The organism is Clostridium sp. (genome assembly GCF_029267215.1).
In the GTDB taxonomy this organism is placed as follows: domain Bacteria; phylum Bacillota; class Clostridia; order Clostridiales; family Clostridiaceae; genus Sarcina.
In genome coordinates, this window is sequence record NZ_JARIDH010000080.1 from 1 (window position 1) to 17,015 (window position 17,015).

The window sequence follows — 17,015 nt, forward strand, 5'->3', positions numbered from 1 at the left end:
AAGGCCAAACCACACCACACCTAATACCCCTAAACCTCACAATGTGGTGTTGTTTTGGTGCTCTCTCTTTTGTTTGTGGTATAATCATAGTAAAAGGGGTAAAATATGACTGTTAAGGTATCAACAACGCATATATGATGAGATGATGCAGGAGATAATAAACCTAGTGTTAATTACTTTGAAAGTTTCAAAGGTACAATGTTTACCAGAGATTTAAAAGTTAACCAGAAAGGATACAGTATTATTGAAGTACTGCAAGATAACACAAACATAACATACATTTGAATTAATGATGGTAAATACAACTATTACTACTACTACAATAGAATTGTTAAGGTAATGAATAACCTTTACTTAGTGGAGTATGTATTAGATGTTTTTACTACATTTACATTACCTTATCTAGACCATTTAAAAAGAAATAGAACTACAGTTAAAATCAATAGACATAAAGACTTTACATTAACAGCACTAACTTATGAAGATGAAATGCTAAATGCAATACCTAAAATTGTTAAAAGTAAAAAACAATGATATGGTGACAATTTAAAAGCACGTGTCTATGAAAAAACAACACCAATTACTGGTGATAAATGATGAGTTGAAGAGATACAATTAAATGAATGAACATGAGGTAGAAGAGGTGGTAAATTTTTTTCAGAAGTACCACAATTTGTTAAATTACCACCTTTTGTTAGACCAGTAGTTTATTTAGCATTTAGTGACCTAACCCCTGCAACAAATCCTGAAGTATCACAAGAATATAAAATTAACCTAGTACCAATTCTTAGTTATAATGCATCTAGTAAATTAGATCTATCAGTATTTCCTGAAGATAATCAACCAGCATGATACATAGCAGCAAAGAAAGACCAAAAACAAGAAGTTGTAAATTTACATAATGATTATAAGCATTTAGTGAATACTGTAATGAAAACATACCCTTCTAAATGTACAGGTCTATTTCTAGGTCCACCTTTTTGATTTATTCAACCTAAATATTTAAATGTGTTTTATATTGAAAATAAAGACAAAACTAAACAATATTCAATTTATGTACAAATGAAACAGGAAGGGGTACCACTAGTAAATACTGCAAACCATTATTTTATGACTAGTGGAATTGATTATATAGACACAAGCGCACCAGATAGACTAAACAAGAGTGATAAACTAAGTATTTATGCTAGTAATGTAATTAACTTTAAAATCAATGATAAAGACACTAAATACTTTAAATACATTGATGCTAACAGTAGTGATAGACCATTAGGAACTAAACTATATGCTGGATTAGGTGGAGGATGCTGATTTAATTACACTAGTGATATATTTTTTATCAATCAGAGTAGATATTATGGAGTAGGTGATGAAATAATGTCATACATTGGATACTTACCCCTTTATTTTGATAAATACCAAGAGTATGTACAAAACACTAGAAATACTAGAGATACAGGGTTAAATATAGCAGCGCAACAAATGGGGTTAGGTATTGCTAAAAATTATGTTAATGGTGTATTTAGTGGTAATAGTTTTGTATCTGGTGCTATGTCTTTTAATCCTGAGCAAATGAATGCAGGAGCAAAGGGTGTAATTGATAGTGGATTTGGTATTATACAGTCTGTTTTAGGTTATGTTAATAAAAAAAACATGGTAGAAGCAGACTTAAAAGATAAAAGAATGTCCCTAAATACTGAAATAAGAAGTGGTAATGTTTCTGATGCTGGAGCAGTTGGTGTTATTATGAACTCTAAAAAGATACCTGAAAACAGAAATTACTATATGGATAATGCAAGCAGGGGTGATTTTTACCAATGTGATGAATTCACAACTGATACAATCAAAGCATTAAACAATGTATTATATCTTTATGGTCAATATAACCCTAGAATAGGTGCTATAGGTGATTATATGTATTCTGGTAGTAGTTTTGACTATATCATGTTAGACAGTGAATACTTAAGTAATATATTTGCTACTACAATTAGAGCAGCAAATGGGGTACCACTACAAAGAGAGTACTACAGTACAGTTTATAACTACTTAACTGCTGGGTTAAGACTGTGAAATGAGCAACCAAGATGATAAAACCAAAATATACTAAAGAACAATTAAAGTACTTTAAAGATAATTACCCCTATACAGAAAATGGATTTTTTAACTTAACAGGTTACATTGAAGCAGCAGTGGGTGAAGACTGAAGAGAAAGACCCTTTAATATGATCATTCAAGCAACCCGTAACATGGGTAAAAGTTATGGTACATGGGAATTTATAGAAAATGAAATTTGGATTAAGTCAAACTATACAGAAAGAATAGCATACTTAAGAACTAACCTAACCAAACTTAAACCTGTTAAATCCTTTTTTAATTCTAAGTACAAAGGGAAGTATTACATGACTGATACACACATTTGAAAAATTGAATTGGATGAAAAGGGTAAAGAGATAAAAGAAAACCGTATTGAAATAGGTGCTGTAATAGGTGTTATGAATGAAGAAAATTTCAGGTCTGGTGAATTTGCAAACTACAGAATGATATTTTGAGATGAGTATAATGAAACTACTGTTTATAATGATATTTATACACACTGGGTTAATCTTTTTAAAACAATTGAAAGAATGACCCCAAACTTTATATCAATCCTAGTAGGGAATAAAATAAATGCAAATAATGACATATTAGTAAATCTAGAAATAGAGATACCAAACCACCTAAACCAGAAAGAAGACTACTTACTAGTTAAGCAACATCCTTTTACTGGTGAAGACATGATTTATTTTATAGACATAGCAGATGCTACATTTGACCATTTAAACCAAAAGGGTAAAAGTGCTAATGCATGAGCAGCATTTAATGAAACAACTAATAGATTTTTAAATGAAGGTGGATATTTAAGTGAACAACATGATAATGTAATAATTTACAGAACTAGAATTTTACCAAGTAGACACATACGTTTTTATATGTCATGAGGTGAGGATATTTATGAATATGGAACCTTTGAGAGGGGGTTATACTTTCATAAGGTAGTTGATTATGATGCTAAAAATTACAGAGTGCTAAGTTTAGATGTTATAGGTGATATGTACTATTCTGAAGGTAGAGCATTACACACTAAAAAAGACTACCAAGAATTAGCAGAGAATTTAGCACATGCATTTAAAAATAAAGAATTATTCTTTTCAAGTTTTGCTACAAAAAACAATTTGGAAAGATTCATTATAAAATATACAAGTTTAATAAACTAGTTAAGAACAGGAGGAATCAATGGGAAAGAAACTACAAAGACTTAAAGAGTTTATCAGTACAAGTAAACCAAGTTTAATTAGTAATGGTAACTCTTATGAAATACATAAAGAATTAGAAGCACAAACAGAAAGAGATTTAAGAACTACAGATGCAGGAGTTAAAGCAGTAGAGTTACAGGGTGCTGTTGAAAGTGCATTACAAGACATTAGCAACAGAAAAATTAAAAGTAAATTATTCAGTGAATATGTTTTACTAAATTACCAAGCATCATACTTTTGTGGTACGTGTAAATTTGAAACAGAAAACAGTTTTATTAAAAGGTTATTAATGCTAGTAATCAGGGGTGCATTCATGTATGGTACTGCAGGTATCTATAAAGACAGTTTAGGGAATGTTAGACCTGTTTATATCACTAGCATGGATTATGACATTACAGGTACTTTAAATGGTGCTAAGATTTATTCTTTAGATCTAATGATTACAAACATGAATAAAACACAAACACAGATACAGGATAAAGACTTAACATTACAACAACTAAATAAAGAAGAGTGTAAAAATCTAGCAGTGTTTCAATGGGGTGTAATGGGATTTTCTGCATGAATAACTATTTGACCATTCATTAAACTGCAATATGGATTATTACAAATGATTATTACACAAACCTATGTATACCTTAAAAAGTTAGGATATAGAGCAGAAAACAAAGATGCAATCCTTAAAGAGTTAGAATTATTCTTTGATGAAGCAAACCCCTTTATAGTTACTAGTAATATGACAAGGGATATTTCAAATAGAATAGTTGCTGAAGGTATGGATGTTGATTTTAAGGGTAGTGATTTAATTGAATACTATGAAAAAACTATTTACTCTTTTTACCACCTAATAGGTAGAAGAATAAATAATGATGTTAAGAAGGAAAGAAATGTAAGTAATGAAGTAGATGCATCACAAGAGAATTACGACATAATACAAAGTGATTGATTAACTTATTTTGATATCTTCATTACAGACCTAAATAAACTAATCCCTGAAGCAAAAGTTAAAAACTTATCTAAACCAGAAGAGAGAAAGGAAGAACAAGAAAATGAGCACAGTACAACAAGTGATAGTGAAAGAGAACATAACAAGGATAATTAAAGAAAACCTAGAATACCTTTTTAGAGCAGATGAAACATTAAGTACCTGATTAACTAATAGAATTTACAATGCATTTAGACCATATTTTAATAATGAACTTTTATACAATATAGAAGTTGCTACAGATATGTTTAATGCTAAATTGTATGAAAATCTACCAGAGTTAATAACAAGGTTAAGAGTTGATAAACAAAAGTTTAATTCAATCTTTTTAAATGAAGATGGTACAAGTGGTGCAGTGATACAAGAAGGTAGTGCACAATATGGTTATAAAGGATTTAGCACTAGTAACCAAGAAGGTGACTTTGAAAGAACAAATACTACCACAAAAACAAAGGGAAACCAGACACTGCAATATATGGTGTATTTAGAACAAGAATTCAAAAAATGAGCAACTAGTTTTAAAGATGATGTTTTAAATTCAATATCACAATTATGATATAATTAAAGCATTAGGTAGATTTAAAGAAGGAGTATAAAATGAGTAATGAAATTAAAAAGGAAACAGTAGTTGAACCTGTAAAGGTAGAAAAAGACTATTACACAAAAAATGAAGTTAATGATCTAATCAATAAAACAATCATAGAGCAGTTAACTAACCTAATAAAGAATAATGATAAAGTAGAAGATAAAAAAGAAGAAGTAAAGGAAGAGAAAAAGGAGCAAGTAACATATGAATGATAAATTAGAAGCAACTAAAATTGCTGAACAGTATGCTGCAAGTCAAGGGAAAACTTTACCTGAAATAATAGAACCTATTAAAGCAGGGTTAAATTCTAGGGATGGTGTAGCAAAGAATTTAGCAGTAAAAGAAGGTCGTAAAGTAGTAGCACAATTAACACAGTTATTACTTAGACAAGAATTATACACAAACAAAACACATGACTACATTACTAAGTTTGTTGACATGTTTGATAATGGAGTAGTTAATGAGGGTAACGGGAAAGTGTACGACTTTAACAATACTATGGGTGTTGATACATGAAATGCTGACATATTTATACCTGATGCATTCACTAGTGAAGATGTAGATGAATTTAAAATAACAATGTATCAAAGTAATGGACAACTAACTACACAGGGTTACCAATTTAAAAAACCTATAGTATACCAAGAAAAAAGATGAATACCATACTTTAGAGCAGGTAATTTAAGTGCATTTATACAACAACTAGCAGCAAGTATTGATAGAGCATATTACTGGTATATGTATGATAAAATTGCTAGATTAATTACTGACAGTAATAAAAGACCAGGGAAAGTAATAAATGGGACTGCTACTAATGCATTTGATGCATGAAGTACAGAAATATTACCAGAGATTAGAAAAATGACTAGATTAAGTAAAGATTACAACTATAACCAAAGCAATACAAACTTACTAGCAACTGAACCTAAAGACCTGTTAGTATTTGCATCTAGTAAAACAATCCAAACATTGCAATCAGGGATTAAATCACAATTATTTAATGTACAGTTTCTAGATATCAAAGGGTTAGTAGATGCTGAAAACTTTATTAACCTAGGTAAGAAACTAACATTAGGTACAACAAGTCAAAAAGTAACTACTGAAAATGAAGAATATGTAAATGATAATACAGTAATTGTTATTGCTAAAGATGCTATTAAACATTTCAGTCAAGTTGATACTGTAGAAACACAATTTTTTGCTGAAAACTTAAGTACATTAATTGTTAAACATAAATGAGGTGCAATTGACTGATTACCATGATCACAAGCATTTGTTTATACTAATGCAAATTTAAATACTTTACCTTAATATAGGTAATAATGAGTACCTAATGGGTGCTCTTTTTTAATGAAAGGATAAAATACAATGAAATTAATTTTTAAAATAATTATAGGAAGGGTCAAGCATTGAGTGCGTAAATCCTGACTAAAAATAAAGATTGCATTTTACAAGTTTTTAGTTGTATTTTGCAAACAAAGAAAAAAATACATTCAAGAAGTTATAATGTATCTAGAAGAAAAGATTAAAGAAATAGAAAAACAAACAAAAGAATTAAAAAATAAAAAGGAGAAAAACTAAAATGGTACATTGAAGTAATGAATTAAAAAGATTTATAAATGAAGGTGATAAAAAATATATAAAAATGGATGTTAACAATGACGACAACCATAAAATTGTTTTAGGGTGAAAAACAGAGCAAAAACTGGTATTAGAACCAGACACTGCAAACCACAATTCACATATTAAAAATATGGGTGGTGATTTAACATTTTTTGTACCAAGCAGTAAATCATTTTCATTTAGTAATAGAAGAGTTAGAGAGGTAGCAAATCCTGCTAATGGTACAGATGCTGCTAATAAAAACTATGTTGATAGTATAGCAAATAAGTTAATTACTGTACCCCAAAATGAAATTACATTTACAAGAGTTAATGATGTAGGTGCACAAGATAATAACGGTAATTTTATAAAGTGAGAATGTAATAATGAACAGGTTAAAAGTTTTATATGGGAAAATGGAAGACAAAGATTTAAAAATATGACTTTCCATTTTTGAATGGGAGCATCTAAATTAATAATTAATAATTATAATGTTATAGATGATAGCAGCAGATTTATAATATTAGCATTACCACCATTTAAAGATGCTACACAAAAATCAGACTTTATAGCAAAAAGAAACTTAACACAAGTAAGAATTTCAAGTGCAGGTTAAAATATGGTATTTTGAAGTAATCTAAAACTTAAATTAAAAAATGTTTTTACAAGGTCTGATTTTGAAAGGGAAGCAGTCAAGTTAACAGGAAATCAAACTATAAGAGGTAATAAAACATTTGAAAATGATGTTTCTATAAATTCCACTTTAACAATGAATGATAACCCAATAAGAGCAGTTAAGTACCCTGAAAGAGAAGGAGAAGCAGCAAATAAAAAATATGTTGATGATGCTATAGCAAATATACCAAGTGTTGATTTAAGTAATTATTATACTAAACAACAAACTAATGAAAAATTTGTTGATTTAACTACTAATCAAAATATAGAAGGTGAAAAAAGATTCAATGGGGTCTGTAGAGTAGCAAGAACACCCACTGTTGATTTAATGATTGCTAATAAAAAATACGTTGATGATGGATTAAGAAACAAAGCAGATAATGTAAATGTTTATAATAAATCACAAGTTTATACTAAAAGTGAATGTGATAATAGATATTACAGAAGGGGAGATATTCCAACCCCTACAGGTGCTAATGATGCTGTAAATAAAAGTTATGTAGATAATAAACCAGGTCTAGGTATCAGGTCTATTTCTAGGTCTATTTCTAGTTTTAGAACTACCACAATAACAAGTAATCAATATTTAATTACCTTTACTGTTGATACTAGGGGAATAAATCAGATATTAGGTATAATTTTTAATACTGTTACTAATTTAAATTTTGTACCAATTAAATATTTTATTAATACATCTAATGGTACCTGTGTTGTTTTATCAGAGCGAAATTATTTTGATCTACAAACACCAACATCAGTAACTATAAAATATTTATAGGGAGAGTAAAAAATAAAACTCTCTCTTTTTTATGCTATACTATATACAGGGTGCACATAAAATACATATTCCTATTTTAAGTTTTCAATTTGTGTTTTCACTTTTTCATTCATATGTGTACCCTAATTATTACGACAAATATTTTTATTCAAAGGAACAAAACAATGAACAAAACATTTAGAAACCCTAACAAACAATCAATCCAAAATACTAATCAAAAGTCTGTGCAACCAGTGGTACAAGCACCACAAGTAGAGTACAAAACATTTAAGTTTACAGTTGCAGAAATTACTTTTATAGGTAAAACACCTGCTGAGTTTAATAATGCAGGTAGCAACTGATTTAATATTAAAGTAGCATACATAACTAATGATGGATATAAAAGAATAGGTTATATCAAAGCATACTTAGACTACTTAAGAGTTGAAGGTAACTACTTTATCTACTCTAATAAACCTGATGCAGTTTTAAATGTGTTTGATCTAGATTTAAAACAACCAATTCAGGTACCATACAAAAATATAGTAAGTTTATTAAATTAAAATTTTATTTTCACAGGGTTAGCACTAGTTGCTAACTTTTTTATTTTATGATAGACTTTATATATAAAATGAAAGGATTTATTAGTTAGCAAGGAACATACTTTTTATTAAAATCTATACTGTTAGCACTAGTTGCTAACTTTTTGTTGACATTTTTAAACTATTAGTTTATCATTTAGTTAGATTTATTGAAAGTGAGAAACACACATGAAACTAAATAAAAAACAAATTAAATTAATCTTAAAGATTTTAAAAGCAACAGAGTTAAGATTTGAAACACCCCGTTGATTAAATAAACCACATTATACAACTAAACAACAGGATGTTATTAATTCAATCAACTACTTAGAAAATAACAATATATTAAATGGTGATAATGATAATACCCTAGTAATATATAATGTGATCTGGTGAAACATTAAAGAATGAGATATTGCAAAACTATCAGTTGATGAAATCAGTGAAACAGTAAAACTTTTTAGAAAAATGAGTGTAATGTTTAGAGATGAAATAATAGGGGAGTGTTAAAAAACACTCTTTTTTACACAAAACTATTGACATTTAAAAACAGGTAGTTTATCATTAATGTATATTAATTGAAAGTGAGAAACACACATGAAAACTAAAAATCAAATAATAGATAACAAACATTACATTTTAGAAGTTGAAACAAAAAGAAGAATGAAACCTGAAATGTCATATAAATGATTTTATAATGATGGTAAGTGTTACATTGAATTAAAAACACCTTTTGCTAAATACTTTTTTAAGAGCACAGATAATATAAGATCATACATTGAAAACTATGCATTTAACTTTAGTAAATTAGTAAATGATTGTTATAAATATAAATGATGTGAGAAAGAAGTAAATGAATTAAATGATTGATTTAAACAAATAAAAACAGTAGTAAAAGATTTTGATTTACAAATAGAATATAAAAGATAATCCCTTATGGGGATTTTTTACTGGAGTATGACATGAAACATATAAAAGAGATATTAAAAGATTTAATAAAGGATTTAGGGTTAGACAATGAGCAACAACAGAAAAACACATAATACACAATATGTTGCTGACTTTGAAACATTGCACAAAGACACCCTATATTTTCAAAACTTACCAGAAGACAAAAAAGACACCAGAATAATTTATTGATATGCAGAAAATAGAAACAATCCTAATGATGCTGCAGAAGGTGTTACAGGTACTGGATTTTATGACTGGTTAATGTCTTTAACAAAAAACACAACTGTATGATTTCACAACTTAGCATTTGATGGTACATACATAATACCAATTCTAGAAAGGAACGGGTGACAAGTTGTAAAAATGGATTTAATAGATAACCAGTTAAATTTAACCAGTGGATTAACCAGTGAAGGTAAATTAAAAAGTAAACACTTTGCTGTCTTTGTAAATGGTAATAAGATTTATGAAATTCAAATGTACCATAAGAGAAGAGTAAATGGTAAGATAATTGCTACTAACATTAATATCAGGTGTAGTTATGTAATGTTATCTAGTAGTGTAAAAGCATTAGGTAAATCATTAGGAATTGATAAACATTTAGAGGGTCAAAATACTAAAGAATTTTATATTGTTGAACCTGAAGAAGATTTAGACAGTATGTATGCTAAAAATCCTGATTTTGTAGAATATTGTAAAAGGGACGTAAAAATAGTATTAGACAGTTTAAAAAACTTTGTGGATGCTATTAATGAACTACCCACAATAAAACAATATCTGGAAAGAAAAAGTAGCAGTAGATACAAAAGGGAAAAATACCATGCATTAGATAAATCAGTTACCATTGGTGGATTATCTAGGGTATTAATGAGTAAAATATATGTACCCTTTTATGAGCATAAAAATTATGAAAATCTCTTTGGTCATAAAGACCTTTTAAAGATTGGTTATAAAACACATAAATTTATAAAGAGTGATAAAGGAAGTTTTTACAAAGGTGGATTTGTACAGTACAACCCTGAATATCTAACCAATCCTAATAATAAATGAGTTAAAGATGGTATTAAAATAGATGTTGTAAGTGCTTACCCTTACCAAATGACATTTTCTTTACCATATGGTGAGATTATGAATTTTGCAGAATGAGAAGCATTTAAAGCAGCAAACAAAGGGGTTAATTGAATACATGGGGTAAATTACCAAGAATGGTTAATTGTCAAAGTAGCAAGGTCTAAACCTAAACCAATTGCTAAATACTGTTGTAATATTACTAACTTTGTAAAAGCATACGATGAAAAGAAAAATAAATATAGATACAATCCAAATGAACAGAAAAATTATACTGCTTACTTATCACGTCAAGAGTGAGAAGAACTACAACACTGAAGTGATTTTACATATACTGATATACAATATTTTTATCAACTCTCTGCACCCTTTTTAAAAGGTTATGCTGAAGAAGTTATAGACATGAAAACAAAGTTTGGTAAAGAAGGTAAGGGTGCATTTAAACAAGCAATTAAGATTTTAGCAAACTCTGCTTATGGGTCTTTAGGTATACGTCTGTTGTTTGATCTACTTATACAAACTACAAACCCTGCTTATGAATTCTTAAAAAATCACAATCCTGATGACTGAGTAGAAGTTACAGACTATAAGAAAAAATCAGGGGAAACAAAAATTAAATTCAAAGGGGATAGTTTCAGTAAATCATATTTAGACACTAAAGCAATTAGAATTACTGAACCAGAAAATGAAGACAAAAAATACTTTAATATAGCATGTGCTGCTCTTATTACTAGTTTACAAAGAGTTTATATTTGAAGTACCATTAGAAAGATAGGAGCACAATATTTCTGTTACAGTGATACAGACAGTATTATATTTGCAAACTTTCCACCAGAGAAAAGAAAAGAAATTATAAGTATGTGTGGTGACCAGTTAGGACAGTGAGAAATTGAAAAAGAATATGTAAAAGGATTTACTGTTAGAAAAGCAAAAGACTACGCAGTTGTTTATAAGGATAAAGAAGGTAAAGAGCATATAGAAAGTAAGAGTGCAGGATTTAGTGAAGATACAGAGTTAAAAGAATTATTAGCAAGTTTCTTTTATGATGATGGTACTGAATACATGCAGGATGAAATCAAGATACAAGGGGGTAGTACTACAAGGGTGAAATATCCAAGTGGTATAATACTAGCAGATATAGATAAAATTAATAAAAAGACATCATTATAAAGGAGTTAGAAATGGGAAAGAAAAAGACAAAGGGGATAAATAAAACCTTTGATAATAACAGTGATTTAAAGTTTGTTAATATAAACACCTATAAAGGGGTTAAAAAAGTTATTAAATATATGTCTAAGGGGTATATTTATAAAATGTCTAGTAACTACAGGAAAAACAAAATTAAGCAATTTGAAAGTAGATTAAAACCATACTTAAGTAAAAAACTTAAAATGGAATTAGTAGCAGACTTTAAAAAGTACATGGGTGTGAAAAAATCAGGGAAGATTTCAAACAAAAGAAAGAAAGCAACCATTAGAAGAGAAGATACAAACTACTTAATAGCAATTAGAACTAAAGCACCTAGACCTAAAAAACTAAGAGCAGGTAAAAAAGGAATAGGTGGTTATGGTAGTGGTGGTAATGATTGACCACAGATTTGAAACGACATAAAAGCAGTATTAGATGAATACGGAGCAGTTGCTTACTTTGCAGACTTTGTAAGTGATATATACCCTGATTGAGCAGAGAGAGCAAAAGAAGCAGCAGCAAATATGCATTCATTTCTGTCTGGATACTCTGGAAGGAGTTTTATATTTCTATGTTTAGAATTAATAAAAAAATATGGATGATAAGAAAAAGACATTGTAGTTTTTGTATGGTTAGATCAACTAAACATATTTTAAAATCTAATCTGGGTGATTACTATATATGCAAAGTGTGCAGAAGGAAATTTAACAGATATGACTAAAAAATACTATGATGGTGAAAGATTAGAGAAATGACTACATAAAAAAGTAATCAGGTGTAGTAAAAACTGTACCGAACACTGAGGTGAACCAATAGAAGGGTGAAAAAGAAAATTAACAAAAAGATACAAATTTAAGAATTTTAAATAGTTACAAGTGTACTGAATTTATATTCTTATAATTTTGTGTAAAAAATTACAAAAAATAAATCGTACATATTGACAAATAAAATTAAAACCATTATCATTTATGTATATTAGTTGAAAGTGAGAAAACACAATGAAAGATAATAAAATAATAGACTTACAAACACAAATATTAAAATTGCAAGCAGAATATGCAGAACTACAAATTAACAACATATGAAGGGGTGAATTAATAGAAGACCTAAATAAAAGTATAGCAGATTTAAGAAAACAAAATGATAAGCAAGCAAGTGAAATAAGAATATTAAAAGTAAAACTATATGGAGATGATTACAATGAAAATACTAAATAGTAAACAAGGTACCTGTAATGGGTGCTTAAAACATAAAAAAGTTTTCTTTAAGGGGTATGACAGCAACTGTTGTGAAGCATGTGATGTTGTCTACTATTATTGTAAAAAATGTTACTGAAATTATGGGGTGTAAAATGGAAAACTTATATTGTGATAACTGTAATAAAAGTAAAACAACTTTGTTTTTACATGAGTTTATAGGTGATGAAGGAGCACATTACAGGGGATTAGATAACTGAATTAAAAAATGATACTGCAAGACATGTTATAAAAAGTTAGTACCTGGTGGGTGAAGCACTGGTTATGAATACATATTAAAACCATGTTTACCTTATGAAAGGGGACATTGAAAAACAAAACTACCAGTAAGTGATAGATACATTAAAAAACAAGTTTGTATTGTTGCTAAATGTTACTGGTGCGAAAAAGCAAACCAAGTAGTATATTGAAAACAACCAAGGAGTAAATGCTGTGACATATGTAATAAACCTGAATGAGTATGTTTTAAATGTTTCTGGGAGTGTGGAGTTTAATAATGAGTGATAAATTTATTAATAGAAGTTGACTACTACCACATGAGAAACTACCACCATGTAAAGGGTGTAGAGCACGTGATTTAGAGAACAGAAGAACATATAAGCGCTTAAATTACATTATGGGTAAATTACTACAAATGTATAGCAGATACAACTATTTAAAAAGCAAAAATCCTAAATGCAAAACATGTGATCAACTAAAAAATAGAATATGGAAATTAGTAAATATTAATAGCAAGCAAAAAGACAGAATAGATACTTTACTACAAACAGTAGCAGAATTACAAAATGTAATTAATGAATTAGAAAAGAGCAATGAGTGTGTTTTAAATGTTTCTGAGAGTATGGAGTTTAATAATGAGTAAAGAAACAATCCATTCAATAACACCCAGCAGAGCAGCACTAAGAAATAGAAAATGTGATAAATGTAAAAAACATTATGACAGTTTAAAAACACTAGTAATAATTGATTGATTTTTTGAACACAATGTACAAGAATTATGTAATGATTGTTACCAGTATGAAAGTAAAACAAAAGCACGTAAAAGATATGAAAAATGAGTTATCTGAATGTGTGATTTATGAAAGTATAAGGAGTAGAAAATGGAAATAACCTATGGAAGTATGGGACAGGGAAAAAGAAATGAATATTTAAATGGAGTACCTAAATACATTTATCATTGAGTTATTGTAATGGTTAATGGTAAAGAGTTTGAAGTAAAAGAAGAAGAATATTTTTATAATAACAAAGAAACATTAATTGTACGTATTGGATTTGATGCATATGCTGAAATCAAGACAGAGTACATAATATATAAATATGTTTATAAAGAAATTAATTATAGGTGAGAATCTGAAAAAGAAAAGAAATTATTAAAGGAGAATAAATAATGGGAAGAACTTATAGGAACTGATGATTTGCAAAGTTAACTAATGGTGATACTGTCTTTTTACAAGACCATGGAGATTTACCTAAATTTCTAGATCATCCAAATGCTGACTTTGTAAAGTGTTACAGAATTGATAGCATTACAAGATTTAATACAGAGCATTGAGAAAATTATTTAAGAGATTATGAAGCATGTGAAATATTTGTAAATAAGTTAAATATTTTATATTACTGAAGTCTGGAAGTGGAAGTGTAAAATGTGGTGATGATGATATTTTAAAGAAGATAATAAAAAGTGTAACCATGATGACTACAAACAAAGAGAACAGAAAGCAGCACAATATTTAGACCAAGTAGAAAAAGAAACTAAAGAAGAAGTTAAAGAATGAAACCAAGAGCAAAAGGATAACTACAAATGATAAAGAAATATTTAATAAAGAATATGTTATTAAAACAGCATTCACTAATATCATACTTACAAATGTATATAGATAACACAGTATCTTTTTTAGCACAGGAAGGTGATAATGTCTTAGAAGAAGAATTACTGATTGATATGATAAAGAAATGTAATTTGTACTTAAACCAGTGCTACTTACATTTAAAGGGTATTCCAGATTTTAACTATGACAAGGTACCACCTGAATATACTGCTATGTGAATAGTACATGATAAAGTAGATTTTAAAGACATGTACGAAGAGTACAGAAAAACACATTTAAGATACTTACTAAAACTAAAGGTAAGTGAATAATGTGTTGTATCTATTGTAATAATACCAATGCTTACAAAATAGCACTAAGGTATTACAGTAAAAGAAATATATATTATCAGGTGATGTGTAGATCATGTGGAGAAAAATATTTTAATATAGACAATTGAGAAGAAAGAGTTAAAAGAAGTAAAGAATTATTAGGAGCAAGTAATGGAAATAACTAATAAATGCGGAAGTTGTAAAGAATGGTACGAGCGTTACCATAGATTACTTAAAAGGTGAAACCGGATAAATGAAGAACTAACTATTGAGATTAGAATTTTGAAAAATAAAATTAAGTTAAAAAATTTAAAGTTAGAAGAAGAAAAAGATACTATAAAGCACTTAATGAATGAAATAACAAACTTAAAGAAAGAGAAGGAGAATAAATAATGGAAGATATAAAAAAACTAGCAGCAGCATTACATGATTTTATTGCTGAGTTAGACCCTGTATTAAGTAATTTACTGGATGCTATCAAGAAAATAGAGTATCCAGAATTCTACGAATCATACCCTGAAGACGTATGTGCTGAAGATAAGAAAAAGAAAGAGAAAGAGAGCAAATAATGAAATATTATTTTAAATTAGTAAACAATTCAAAGATTGAAACAAGAAAAGAGCATTACGAACAATGATTATACAATCTGGGTGATGACTACGTTATTAGCTATGGTGATAGTAATAATGTGGTACATATCAAAAAAGATAAAATTTTATTGGGTTATGTGTTAGGTAAGGAGTAGCTAATGAATAAAAGAACATATTATAGAAACTACACAGCAACCCTATATTATCTAACAGATAAAAAAGGGATTAATTGAGAGTGTACACTAAGAGAATTTAATGCATATATCACTGGTAAAGAAGGTAGAGAAAAATATATTGGTGGTTATTCTATTGGTAAAAATGGAATTAAAAGAGATATTAGCACATACAAAATTATAAAAAAGGGTGGTAATGTAAAAAAGATTTGCACCAGATGCAATAACCTAATTACAGGTGATAATCAACATGTTTGTAACAGTTGTAACTATGATTTATTAAATAAGGAGAATATATAATGATACAACCAAATTTTCAAAAGATTAAAGTAAACAATTCTATAGCAATAGGTGGAATGGTAGCATTAGGAAAATCTACCCTAACTGATGCATTAAGTGAAGCAATAGGTGCTAATCCTATTAGAGAAATAGACAGTAGAGATACACTAACAACTCTATTACTAGAAAGTATGTATAAAAGAGATGGTAATAATATTTATGCACCATTATTTCAAATCTATTTTTTACTAACCAGATACAACAAATATATAGAACATTCTAATGATAAACAGACTGCAATATTTGACCGTACAATTTTTGAAGACTGACTATTTGCACAAATCAATATTAATGATCCACATATATTTAACTACTACTCTAAATTATGAGATGCTAGAGTTAACCAGTTATTATATCACCATGGTGTACCTAAACTATATGTAATACTAAAAGGTGATTGAAACCTGTTTATAGAAAGAATACAAAAGAGAGCAAGACCCTATGAAATGGACAACCTAAAAGAAAACATGCACTATTTCAGAACATTGTTAAACAAATATGAAGAGTACCTGGTTAATGTTTGTAAGAACTACGGAATAAAATATATTGTAATTGATGCTGCTAATCCAGTACACCTAAATGTAGAACTAGTAAAAGTTGCTCTAAAACACACAAAATAACACCATAGAGCAAAGAAAGAGCACAGAGTAAGGTATTTATACCAACCTGTGTTTTTTCATTGCTTAAAACTGCTTAAAATCATTAAATAACTATAATAAATTTGTAACCTGATTTATTGAATGTGTGATATAATACACACCCTAACAAGAGAGCAACCAAACCAACACCACATTGGAGCATTTGGGGTATTAGGTGTGGTGTGGTTTGGCC

The 17,015-nt window shown here is 28.6% G+C and carries 23 protein-coding genes; all 23 read left to right on the forward strand.

All coding sequences use genetic code 11. The annotated features are described in order from the left end of the window. Positions 1-339 precede the first annotated feature (339 nt). The 23 genes from Q1K13_RS12235 (at position 340) to Q1K13_RS12345 (ending at position 16,453) form a co-directional block, all read left to right on the forward strand. Positions 340-534, forward strand: coding sequence for a hypothetical protein (locus Q1K13_RS12235; protein WP_300351355.1), 195 nt, complete (start codon positions 340-342; stop codon positions 532-534). Positions 535-1,062: 528 nt separating this feature from the next. Then, positions 1,063-1,311 carry a hypothetical protein gene (locus Q1K13_RS12240; RefSeq protein WP_300351358.1) on the forward strand — a complete coding sequence of 83 codons (249 nt, stop codon included), beginning with the start codon at positions 1,063-1,065 and terminating at the stop codon, positions 1,309-1,311. A 66-nt stretch (positions 1,312-1,377) separates the two neighbouring features. Continuing rightward, positions 1,378-2,070, forward strand: coding sequence for a hypothetical protein (locus tag Q1K13_RS12245; RefSeq protein ID WP_300351361.1), 693 nt, complete (start codon positions 1,378-1,380; stop codon positions 2,068-2,070). Positions 2,071-2,222: 152 nt separating this feature from the next. Further along, the gene (locus Q1K13_RS12250; protein WP_300351364.1) at positions 2,223-2,420 is read left to right on the forward strand and encodes a hypothetical protein; all 198 of its coding nucleotides are present in this window, start codon (positions 2,223-2,225) and stop codon (positions 2,418-2,420) included. 204 nt (positions 2,421-2,624) lie between these two features. After that, positions 2,625-2,849: a hypothetical protein gene (locus Q1K13_RS12255; RefSeq protein WP_300351366.1), complete on the forward strand. Its 225-nt coding sequence runs from the start codon at positions 2,625-2,627 to the stop codon at positions 2,847-2,849. A gap of 213 nt (positions 2,850-3,062) precedes the next feature. Next, the gene (locus Q1K13_RS12260; protein WP_300351368.1) at positions 3,063-3,254 is read left to right on the forward strand and encodes a hypothetical protein; all 192 of its coding nucleotides are present in this window, start codon (positions 3,063-3,065) and stop codon (positions 3,252-3,254) included. Between the two features lie 19 nt (positions 3,255-3,273). Further along, entirely contained in the window at positions 3,274-3,858 is a 585-nt protein-coding gene (locus tag Q1K13_RS12265; RefSeq protein WP_300351371.1) for a hypothetical protein, read from the forward strand. 45 nt (positions 3,859-3,903) lie between these two features. After that, on the forward strand, positions 3,904-4,239 hold the full coding sequence (locus tag Q1K13_RS12270; protein WP_300351372.1) for a hypothetical protein: 336 nt from the start codon (positions 3,904-3,906) through the stop codon (positions 4,237-4,239). Between the two features lie 283 nt (positions 4,240-4,522). Further along, positions 4,523-4,786 carry a hypothetical protein gene (locus Q1K13_RS12275; RefSeq protein ID WP_300351374.1) on the forward strand — a complete coding sequence of 88 codons (264 nt, stop codon included), beginning with the start codon at positions 4,523-4,525 and terminating at the stop codon, positions 4,784-4,786. Between the two features lie 89 nt (positions 4,787-4,875). Beyond that, complete coding sequence (locus Q1K13_RS12280; protein WP_300351378.1) at positions 4,876-5,076, forward strand: hypothetical protein; 201 nt, start codon at positions 4,876-4,878, stop codon at positions 5,074-5,076. Next, positions 5,069-5,380: a hypothetical protein gene (locus Q1K13_RS12285; protein WP_300351381.1), complete on the forward strand. Its 312-nt coding sequence runs from the start codon at positions 5,069-5,071 to the stop codon at positions 5,378-5,380. The genes Q1K13_RS12280 and Q1K13_RS12285 overlap by 8 nt, the downstream gene beginning before the upstream one ends. A gap of 345 nt (positions 5,381-5,725) precedes the next feature. Beyond that, positions 5,726-6,103 (forward strand): hypothetical protein, encoded by a 378-nt coding sequence (locus tag Q1K13_RS12290; RefSeq protein WP_300351384.1) that lies wholly within the window; start codon positions 5,726-5,728, stop codon positions 6,101-6,103. A 514-nt stretch (positions 6,104-6,617) separates the two neighbouring features. After that, complete coding sequence (locus Q1K13_RS12295) at positions 6,618-6,842, forward strand: hypothetical protein (protein ID WP_300351387.1); 225 nt, start codon at positions 6,618-6,620, stop codon at positions 6,840-6,842. 81 nt (positions 6,843-6,923) lie between these two features. Then, positions 6,924-7,082, forward strand: coding sequence for a hypothetical protein (locus tag Q1K13_RS12300; RefSeq protein ID WP_300351390.1), 159 nt, complete (start codon positions 6,924-6,926; stop codon positions 7,080-7,082). 153 nt (positions 7,083-7,235) lie between these two features. Then, entirely contained in the window at positions 7,236-7,919 is a 684-nt protein-coding gene (locus tag Q1K13_RS12305) for a hypothetical protein (protein ID WP_300351393.1), read from the forward strand. 1,874 nt (positions 7,920-9,793) lie between these two features. After that, on the forward strand, positions 9,794-10,480 hold the full coding sequence (locus tag Q1K13_RS12310) for a hypothetical protein (protein ID WP_300351396.1): 687 nt from the start codon (positions 9,794-9,796) through the stop codon (positions 10,478-10,480). 1,199 nt (positions 10,481-11,679) lie between these two features. Then, positions 11,680-12,087 (forward strand): hypothetical protein, encoded by a 408-nt coding sequence (locus Q1K13_RS12315; RefSeq protein ID WP_300351399.1) that lies wholly within the window; start codon positions 11,680-11,682, stop codon positions 12,085-12,087. A gap of 872 nt (positions 12,088-12,959) precedes the next feature. Further along, positions 12,960-13,142: a hypothetical protein gene (locus tag Q1K13_RS12320; RefSeq protein ID WP_300351401.1), complete on the forward strand. Its 183-nt coding sequence runs from the start codon at positions 12,960-12,962 to the stop codon at positions 13,140-13,142. A gap of 416 nt (positions 13,143-13,558) precedes the next feature. Further along, positions 13,559-13,804, forward strand: a complete 246-nt coding sequence (locus tag Q1K13_RS12325; protein ID WP_300351403.1) for a hypothetical protein — start codon at positions 13,559-13,561, stop codon at positions 13,802-13,804. A 328-nt stretch (positions 13,805-14,132) separates the two neighbouring features. Continuing rightward, the gene (locus Q1K13_RS12330; protein WP_300351405.1) at positions 14,133-14,288 is read left to right on the forward strand and encodes a hypothetical protein; all 156 of its coding nucleotides are present in this window, start codon (positions 14,133-14,135) and stop codon (positions 14,286-14,288) included. Positions 14,289-14,743: 455 nt separating this feature from the next. Continuing rightward, complete coding sequence (locus Q1K13_RS12335) at positions 14,744-14,989, forward strand: hypothetical protein (protein WP_300351407.1); 246 nt, start codon at positions 14,744-14,746, stop codon at positions 14,987-14,989. Positions 14,990-15,474: 485 nt separating this feature from the next. Continuing rightward, positions 15,475-15,651 carry a hypothetical protein gene (locus Q1K13_RS12340; protein WP_300351410.1) on the forward strand — a complete coding sequence of 59 codons (177 nt, stop codon included), beginning with the start codon at positions 15,475-15,477 and terminating at the stop codon, positions 15,649-15,651. A gap of 493 nt (positions 15,652-16,144) precedes the next feature. Then, positions 16,145-16,453, forward strand: a complete 309-nt coding sequence (locus Q1K13_RS12345) for a deoxynucleoside kinase (RefSeq protein ID WP_300351412.1) — start codon at positions 16,145-16,147, stop codon at positions 16,451-16,453. The last annotated feature ends 562 nt before the right edge of the window (positions 16,454-17,015 follow it).

Coding starts and splice junctions, on each gene's coding strand:
- Q1K13_RS12345 (WP_300351412.1), top strand. CDS start 16,145: ATGATACAACCAAATTTTCAAAAGATTAAAGTAAACAATTCTATAGCA.
- Q1K13_RS12340 (WP_300351410.1), top strand. CDS start 15,475: ATGGAAGATATAAAAAAACTAGCAGCAGCATTACATGATTTTATTGCT.
- Q1K13_RS12325 (WP_300351403.1), top strand. CDS start 13,559: ATGGGTAAATTACTACAAATGTATAGCAGATACAACTATTTAAAAAGC.
- Q1K13_RS12305 (WP_300351393.1), top strand. CDS start 7,236: ATGAATGATAACCCAATAAGAGCAGTTAAGTACCCTGAAAGAGAAGGA.
- Q1K13_RS12275 (WP_300351374.1), top strand. CDS start 4,523: ATGTTTAATGCTAAATTGTATGAAAATCTACCAGAGTTAATAACAAGG.
- Q1K13_RS12335 (WP_300351407.1), top strand. CDS start 14,744: ATGATAAAGAAATATTTAATAAAGAATATGTTATTAAAACAGCATTCA.
- Q1K13_RS12280 (WP_300351378.1), top strand. CDS start 4,876: ATGAGTAATGAAATTAAAAAGGAAACAGTAGTTGAACCTGTAAAGGTA.
- Q1K13_RS12330 (WP_300351405.1), top strand. CDS start 14,133: ATGGTTAATGGTAAAGAGTTTGAAGTAAAAGAAGAAGAATATTTTTAT.
- Q1K13_RS12300 (WP_300351390.1), top strand. CDS start 6,924: ATGGGAGCATCTAAATTAATAATTAATAATTATAATGTTATAGATGAT.
- Q1K13_RS12320 (WP_300351401.1), top strand. CDS start 12,960: ATGACAGCAACTGTTGTGAAGCATGTGATGTTGTCTACTATTATTGTA.
- Q1K13_RS12295 (WP_300351387.1), top strand. CDS start 6,618: ATGGGTGGTGATTTAACATTTTTTGTACCAAGCAGTAAATCATTTTCA.
- Q1K13_RS12265 (WP_300351371.1), top strand. CDS start 3,274: ATGGGAAAGAAACTACAAAGACTTAAAGAGTTTATCAGTACAAGTAAA.
- Q1K13_RS12285 (WP_300351381.1), top strand. CDS start 5,069: ATGAATGATAAATTAGAAGCAACTAAAATTGCTGAACAGTATGCTGCA.
- Q1K13_RS12235 (WP_300351355.1), top strand. CDS start 340: ATGAATAACCTTTACTTAGTGGAGTATGTATTAGATGTTTTTACTACA.
- Q1K13_RS12250 (WP_300351364.1), top strand. CDS start 2,223: ATGATCATTCAAGCAACCCGTAACATGGGTAAAAGTTATGGTACATGG.
- Q1K13_RS12255 (WP_300351366.1), top strand. CDS start 2,625: ATGACCCCAAACTTTATATCAATCCTAGTAGGGAATAAAATAAATGCA.
- Q1K13_RS12240 (WP_300351358.1), top strand. CDS start 1,063: ATGAAACAGGAAGGGGTACCACTAGTAAATACTGCAAACCATTATTTT.
- Q1K13_RS12315 (WP_300351399.1), top strand. CDS start 11,680: ATGGGAAAGAAAAAGACAAAGGGGATAAATAAAACCTTTGATAATAAC.
- Q1K13_RS12310 (WP_300351396.1), top strand. CDS start 9,794: ATGGATTTAATAGATAACCAGTTAAATTTAACCAGTGGATTAACCAGT.
- Q1K13_RS12290 (WP_300351384.1), top strand. CDS start 5,726: ATGACTAGATTAAGTAAAGATTACAACTATAACCAAAGCAATACAAAC.
- Q1K13_RS12270 (WP_300351372.1), top strand. CDS start 3,904: ATGATTATTACACAAACCTATGTATACCTTAAAAAGTTAGGATATAGA.
- Q1K13_RS12245 (WP_300351361.1), top strand. CDS start 1,378: ATGTCATACATTGGATACTTACCCCTTTATTTTGATAAATACCAAGAG.